Annotated in this window: 3 protein-coding genes and 1 pseudogene; 1 reads left to right on the plus strand and 3 read right to left on the minus strand. The window is 67.1% G+C overall.

What is annotated here, in order from left to right; all coding sequences use genetic code 11:
* Positions 1–327: 327 nt before the first annotated feature.
* Positions 328–1,815 carry a hypothetical protein gene (locus ACN6LB_RS41860; RefSeq protein WP_445030466.1) on the plus strand — a complete coding sequence of 496 codons (1,488 nt, stop codon included), beginning with the start codon at positions 328–330 and terminating at the stop codon, positions 1,813–1,815.
* Between the two features lie 196 nt (positions 1,816–2,011).
* Here ACN6LB_RS41860 and ACN6LB_RS41865 read toward each other — a convergent pair whose 3' ends face one another.
* The 3 genes and pseudogenes from ACN6LB_RS41865 to ACN6LB_RS41875 all read right to left on the minus strand — a co-directional run bounded on the left by ACN6LB_RS41865 (position 2,012) and on the right by ACN6LB_RS41875 (position 6,975).
* A complete protein-coding gene (locus ACN6LB_RS41865; RefSeq protein WP_445030468.1) occupies positions 2,012–3,985 on the minus strand; it encodes a glycosyltransferase family 2 protein in 1,974 nt (657 codons plus the stop codon).
* 519 nt (positions 3,986–4,504) lie between these two features.
* A pseudogene (locus ACN6LB_RS41870) lies at positions 4,505–5,335 on the minus strand (CATRA system-associated protein); the annotation flags it as partial.
* 608 nt (positions 5,336–5,943) lie between these two features.
* Positions 5,944–6,975, minus strand: a complete 1,032-nt coding sequence (locus ACN6LB_RS41875; RefSeq protein WP_445030467.1) for a caspase family protein — start codon at positions 6,973–6,975, stop codon at positions 5,944–5,946.
* Positions 6,976–7,351: the final 376 nt, after the last annotated feature.

Raw genomic sequence — 7,351 nt, forward strand, 5'->3', positions numbered from 1 at the left:
GACCGGGCGCGGAGGTCCGGGACGCCGATATCCCTCCGACCGCGTGACGAGGCCAGGCAAAGCGTGTGCGGGCCTGAGAGCGTGGAATCCCTGTGGTCATGCCCATATGGCCGGCCGCTCGTGTGGCGCTCTCCATGGCGGGTCCTGCGGATCGGTGCTCCAGCACCTCATCCCAGACGTTGCTCCCGTCTGCCCATGTCCACAGCCGCTGACGCAAGGACGGGAACCGCGCACAACCTTCGGGGGCTTTCGTGTGTCCAGTGGGGCGACTGAGTTTCAGGCTTCGTCGTCGCTCTGCGGTCCACGCCGCCCCGTCAAGGAGTTCCGTTGCACAGAGCAGTCACGGCCGCGGCCGTGCTCGCCCCGCTCCTCGCCGTCACCCTCCCTCCGGCGGCTGCTTCCGCAGCTGCCCCGTACAAGGGGGCCAACACCGCCGCTGTCCAGGACGACTTCAACGGTGACGGCTACCGCGACCTGGTCGTGGGCGCGCCCTACGCAGCGAACGGTGGCGTCGAGGAAGCCGGCGCCGTTGTCGTCCTGTACGGGGCGGCGTCATCGGTGAGCGCCACCCGCCGGGCGGTCATCACGCAGGCGACCTTCGGGGTTCCCGGGGAGCCCGAGGAGTGGGACGCCTTCGGCACCGCGGTCGCCAGTGCCGACCTGGACCGGGACGGGTATGCGGATCTGCTCGTCGGCACCCCGGAGGAGGCCGTCGGCAGCAAGAACTCCCGGGGCTCGGTGACCGTCGTGTGGGGCGGGCCCGGTGGGCTGCAGGGCGGCGCGAGCATTTCCCCGCCCGCCGGGTACGGGGACGGCAGGACGTACTGCGGCTTCGGAATGTCCCTGGCCACCGGCGACATGAACGGGGACGGCGCCCCGGAGGTGAGCATCGGCTCGCACTGCGAGGGCGCCTCCTTCACCGGCCCCTTCACCCGCACCGGCAAGCCGGCCTCCAGCTACCGGGAATGGCGCGTCGGCGATGCCCGCGGCGTGGCGATGGGGGACGTGAACGGTGACGGCAGGGCGGAGCGGTTCTGGCTGCCCGGACCCGCGAGCGACAACCTGCGCGGACCCGTCTACGTCGACAGCGGCCCTCCGAACGAGGATGGTTCGGCGAACTGGCCCACGAAACTCCCCTACGCCGACGGCCATGCCGGTCAGATCGGCGACATCAACGGCGACGGCTACGGCGACCTGGTCACCGGTATTGCGGACGACGACTCCGTCATGAACGCGACCGGCGGCGCGCACCGCGGCGGCGAGATCCAGGTCCTCTACGGCAGTGCGCAGGGCATCACCACCGCCCAGCGGCCGAAGGTCTTCCACCAGGACACGGCGGGTGTCCCGGGTACTGCGGAAGACGGCGACCGGTTCGGCCAGTCGCTCAGCATCGGTGACGTCAACGCCGACGGATATGCCGACGTCCTCGTCGGCTCTCCCGGTGAGGCGGTCGGCACGCGCGCGTACGCGGGGACAGCGGTCCTGCTGCGCGGCTCCGCAACCGGCCTGTCCACGACGAAGGCTGTCGGATACACCCAGAACAGCACGGGCGTGCCCGGCACCGCCGAGAGAGGTGACCAGTTCGGCGCGGCCGTCCACCTCGCCGATCTCACCAAGGACGGCAAGGCCGAGACGATCGTCGGCATACCCACGGAGAACAGCGACGGCTGCCTGTGGATCGCCCGCGGCTCGGCCTCCGCACCCGTCCTGAGCGGATCGGTCAACCTGTGCGGCACGAGCGCCGGCATCACCCTCTCCAACGACACCAAGGGCTACTTCGGAGCCGCCCTGACCAGCCCGCACATCGCTTCCTAGGGAGCGGCGTTGCGGTGTCGGAACGTCCGGGAGCGGTGGATCGACGATGGCAGGGGTCTTCTCACCCACCGTCACGGCCCTGCCCGCCGCCCCGCGTCGCCTGATCGGCTTCAGGGATGCAGCTGTACACGTGCAGGCCTCCGGCGCGTGGCCAAAGCCCCCCGTCCTGCCACGCCCTGGCACAGAAATGGGCAGGTTAGAAGCGGTCCTTGGCGCGCCTGTGCCGGGCTGCCTCCGCATCAACGCCAACCGGTGATGAGTTCGATGACCGGCGGGATGCGGACTCTGACACCTTGCTATGGCTAAGACTGAATGTCCCGGAACTCGAGACTGTGCCGTACGCCCGAACTTCGTGAGCAGCTCGGCGGCGCGCAATCAACCACTGCGTCGGGGGCAGGATGCTCCATACCAGTCCTGCAACGGACCAGATCCCGCCGACGACCCCGGCGGCCCTCGCTTGTGTAAAGCCGAAGCCGTAGACCGCGGAGGTCATGAACAGGACAGCGAACGGCAAATGATGCCTGAAAGTACCGAAGAACGTGTCGGGGGTGGCGGAATCACCCTTGGGCGTGACGACAAAGAGGCTGCGGCGGCGTAGCAAAGTATCAAGTGCCGCTCGGACATAGATGGGTGCGGTCAGGGCGGACATCATCATGCCCACGACACCTCCTGAGCCTTCCGGCTCGTGCGGCGAGACGTTGTGCCGACGGTTCCAGATGTACAAGCCGATCTGCAGCGCAGAGGCATTGCCGTAGAGCATGAACCAGACGACCGGGTCAATATCAACGCCACCTGTCCCCACGACAACGAACATGAGACAGCTCAGCGCGCTGAGGGCCCAGTTCAGTGCCGTCATCGGGTAGTACGCGAGCGTAAGCGAGTAGTGCAGGAGCCGACCTGGTGAGAAGGAGAAGAGCGCCCCAGGGAGCTGCTTAATGATCGTTTCGCAGGTGCCTCTGCTCCACCGAAGTTGCTGGGTGAAGAAGTCGGTCCAGTTGGTGGGGCCTTCGCCGACTGCGAGTACATCGGGGGTGTAGACGGAACGCCAGCGGTCTCCCGTCGCGGGGTTGCGGCCGCGATGGATATCGAGGCCGGTTGCCAGGTCCTCGGTGATGGAGTCGCGCACTCCGCCGATTTCCTTCAAAGCCTCAATGCGAATGGCGTTGTTGGTGCCCACCAGCATGGGGACGCCGTACCTGTTGCCTGCACGCTGTGTGAGGGCGTGGAACAGGAACTGCTGGCTCTCTGCTGCCCTGGAAATCCAACTGTCGCTGTTGCCGTAGACCTGGGGGCCGACGACGAAGGCCACGTTGGGATCGCGAAAGTAGCCGAGCATGCGTTCCAGGTAGTTGGGAAGGGGGATGTGGTCGGTGTCGACAGAAGCAAAGAATTCGTATTCGTCGCCGTGAGCCGCGAGCCAAGCGTTGTAGTTGCCGTGTTTGGTTCTTGCACGGTGTGGGCCCTTGCGCTGGTTCCAGCGCTTGACGCCCTTGCGGGAGAAGTGGTGCACTCCAAGCCGTTCGCAGAGAAGGCGAGCTTCGGAGTCATTACCCTCATCGAGCAGCCAGACATGGAGGAGGCCTCGATGGCGCAGCCGTACGGCGGCTTCCAGGGTTGCGCGAACCATGTCAAGGGGTTCTTTGCCGGGCACGAAGGTGGTGAGGAAGGCGACTTTCGTTCCGGTCTCGGGGACTACGGGAATGGGATCCCGCGCGGTGAGAGTGGACAACGCGCCGGAGAGCACGGAGAGCAGGCGACTGCACTCGATCAGCCCGAGGGTGACGATCATGGTGATGCGCAGGTCACGGGCCGACCCCTGGCTCTGCAGAGCAGACGCCCAGTGATCGGGCTGCAGGATCCATAGGAGGACTGTGAAGCTGAGTAGCGGTGCTGCGCCGAGCATGAGTGCGGCACGTACCCGGTGGGGCTCCTGTGCCAGCAGACTGCGGTAGCGCACCCGATAGGGACGGTCCGTGGGCAGCTGGGTGAGCGGGCCGGCCAATCGGCTGTAGTGCTCGTAGTCGTACTTGGGCAGGGCCTTGGCATAGCCCAGTCGCAATACCGTTCGGTGGTGGCCTCGGACCGGGGCAGCTTCCTTTTGTGCTGGCGCACTGTGGGTGAGTTGGGCGGTGTCGGCGGGTGCAGTTGTCGGCTGCAACCGCAGCTCCATCGGCTCGCTGGCTTGTTCAGGCGCGTCGGGTACAAGCACTGTTGCCCGCCCTGGCCGCATGGTGTCGTGGGTGGGGCTTTCCCGGCCTTGCATGCGCATGGTCCGCACCGCGTGCAGGCAGGCCATGCGCTGGTGGAACCGGGCGCTTCCAGGGCTGGTCTGCGAGATGGCTTCGGCCAGGCAGTGGACTGGGTCCCCTTGGGGTGAAGGCTCGTCGGTCCACTCGTTCAGGGTCCACAACGCGATGGCGTAGTTGACCAGGATGGTGGGGCGCAGAGCGTCACTGCCTTGGATGATGTCGAGCAGGTGTCGGAACTGGCTGATGCACGTCTCCAGCAGAGCGGCGTCCTGGGCGTCGAGGGCAGTCGCGTAGAGGCTGACAGCACTGTCGTTGTCCGGGATACGGTCGTCGGTTCGCGCGGCCTGCGGGCGTACCGGCTGAGCCGATTCAACGGAGAGGGAGGGACGGACCAGTTCGGCGGATCGCCCGCACACCACGGAGCAGCGCCCCAGGAGTTCGCGCATGGCGTTGCGGATCGGGTCTGGGGCCTGCACCGCCCCGACGGAAGTGCCACGGTGTCCAAACAGTCCGCGCAGTGTCTCGGTTGCTTTGGCGAAGGCCGGCCAGTCCGAGGCAGCCAGTGTTCGTTGCAGGGTAGTGAGGCAGTCGGATGCCTCGGCCCAGCGTTGCACCGGCATCCGCCACTCCATGCCGGTGTCGAGGGTGGCGATGGCCCGCGTCACCAGATCTCCGGGCAGCGCGTCGCTCGGCGATGACAATGCGGGCAGAGTGCTGTCGGGGTGCGGGCTGGTGAGCAGCACCGCACCGTAGGGGATCTCTGCCGTGCCGGGATTCCACTGGCCGGGTGTGTCCGGGCGGCTGCCGTGGAAGGCAAGAAGCGGTGACGTCATGTCGGCGTGGGCGAGGTATCGCGAGCTCTCGGCGAGCAGGCGTTGGGCGTCGTCGCGATGCGGTGTGTGGTTCGATGCGGCGAGACGCAGGCCGTCGATCAGCCTCACCATGCCCTGCGTGCAGGTGGGCAGGCCGGTGTACGCGGCCCGCACGAAGGCGAGGCAGACCTCCTTGATGGACCGCTCGGTCGCCCCGGCTCGCATCCGCTCCAGCAGGGTCCAGGCAGACAGCACCGCCCCGTCGGCCGTGGCAGCGGTCGTGAGGAGCAGTTCCGGTCGCAGAACTCCACTGCTCGTGCCCGCGTTCAGCAGGTAGTAGCCCAACGCCGTGCTCCGGAACTGGGTGTGACATGCGCGGGTGTCGTCAGCGAGGGGTTGCCCGATCAGCTCGGCCGCTCGCGTGTCGCCAGTAGCGAGATAGCTGAGCAGCGCGTCCATGGGCCTGTCGCCGGAGAGAGCCGACACGCTCAGGTGCAGGGGCCGTACCGCAGGGCGCACGGTGACAAGGGGGGAGGTCGTCAGGGGCAGCCGCGTGATGTGCCACGGCGTGGAGGTTGTGCCGACTTGAACGGCGTGTGGCACAGCGTCGAGCCCCTGGAAGGCAAAGCGCACGCCGTGCGGGGAACGCAGCACCTGGGGATGCGGCCATTCAATGACGTTCCAGGTGTTTTCCCGGCATGCCCATAGCCGGATCCACGCGGCGGAGAAGTCTGTGTGGGTGAGATCGCCGAAGTGGGTGCTGGCAGGTGGGCTGAGCACAGCAGCGGGCTCGAGCCAGAGGTGCGGGAGGTGCGGTGCGAGGTCGATCGAGACGGGGGCGGACCCGCCTCGGGCGGGGATCTCGAATCCGCTCTCGATGACATCGCCGGACGGCAGCAGCGCGCGCACCGCGTAAGGGCCGTCGGACAGGTCGAGCAAGTGGGGGATGCCCACCTGAGCGATCTCGGTGCGCACCCGGCGGTGTCGGCCGTCGACGATCTGTACGTGTACTGGGGTGCCGCCGAGCAGGTCATCGCGGGAGACGAGAGTGATCAGGGTGCCCTCGGTCACGGCATCACCTGCAGACTCAGCCGGGAGTGCGGGGGAAAGACCCCGTGCGGGCGAGCGGTCGTAGTGCTTTCGCAGTCCGCGCTCACGGTGTAGAAACCCGAGGTGAGTTCAACGCGCCACTCCTGCACCGAGGGGCCGTGCTGGTCCGATCTGCATTCCTGGGCAGTGCCGCAGTCGATGGTGGGCAGGTCTGGCGGGTGCTGAGGTATGCAGGCCAGTTTGGTACGGCCAGCTGCTTCTGGCGGGAGGCACCGGACGGTGAGTTTGGCGGGAGGCGGGCCGTCGAGGCGGTAGAGGGGTATGTCGCCGAAACCGGTCGCCTCCACCGTGCGGGTGGGTTCGTTCTCGCCGAGTTCCTCTACCAGCAGGCGGCTGATACCCCGGCGGATGCTGTCGGTGCTGACTTCCCAGCCGCCGTGCTCGTCCGGGGTGGCCGCCTGCCCTTCCAGACACCCGATGAGTGCTCGGGTGAGGCGGGACACTTCATACGAATCGCCGTGGGCCTGGTCGAACGCGGGGAGCCGGATGGTGAGTTCGTTCTCGCACGCGTTCGGCATGAAGAAGTCCCGCACAGCGAGCCCTGGTACGCCTCCGGGCCGTTCCAGGCAGCTGTCGCGGCAGGCATCGACGACGTACAGCTGGGTCCGGGGTCCGGACTGCTGGAGAGCAAGCCGGGTTTCGTCGAAATCGAATGCCTGGGTGAAGGGGGCGGGGCTGTAGCGGTTGAAGTCGCTCGCGAGCAGGTATTGACCGTCACCTTGGAGTCCGTGGCCGCAGAAGTACAGGAGGGCGATGTTGTCAGGATGTTGTCCGCACCGTTCTGTCCACTGCTGGAACGCTTCCCTTATGTTCTCGATGGTCGCCTCAGCCGGCGGCGAGGCGAGGGTTTTGGGCAGGTCGTCACCCGGGGGCCAAGACAGGAGCAGGTCCACGCTGCCCAGTTTGGCGACCCATCGCCCTTTTCCGCCGCTTACCAACCAGTCGGCGAAGGCGAGTGCGGATCGCGGCGGTGAAGTGAGCTGCGTCATGTCCTGCCACGGTGTCCCGTCGCCGGCCCGGTAACGGTGCCCGCCGGGCAAGAAGGGGTAGCCGCCCACGCCGATGACGAGCGCGTGGACGGCTGGCGTCGCGGCGGCCAGATAGTACGGCTGCCGTTTGGGCTCAGCCATGGTGCTCCGTGGCAAGAACCGGTCCGAGGCGTTCTGCCAAGCGGCGGTAGAAACTCGGCAGCATGAAGTAGGCGGAATGCGCGCCCCACAAGCCTCGCCCGGTGGAATAGCGGAAGTCTTCGCCTCCGGCGAAGACTGAGGGGCCTCGCGTTTGCCGGACAGGTGTCTGACCGTCTATTTCACGCGGCGATTCGCAACTTCTCGTACTCGGCGTGGACTTCGCGTGGAGGGCGGT

It is taken from the genome of Streptomyces sp. SAS_270 (assembly GCF_052543295.1).

Bases quoted from the DNA above. Each gene is read 5' to 3' on its own strand.
- ACN6LB_RS41865 (WP_445030468.1), bottom strand. From the start codon at position 3,985: ATGGAGCTGCGGTTGCAGCCGACAACTGCACCCGCCGACACCGCCCAA.
- ACN6LB_RS41875 (WP_445030467.1), bottom strand. From the start codon at position 6,975: ATGACGCAGCTCACTTCACCGCCGCGATCCGCACTCGCCTTCGCCGAC.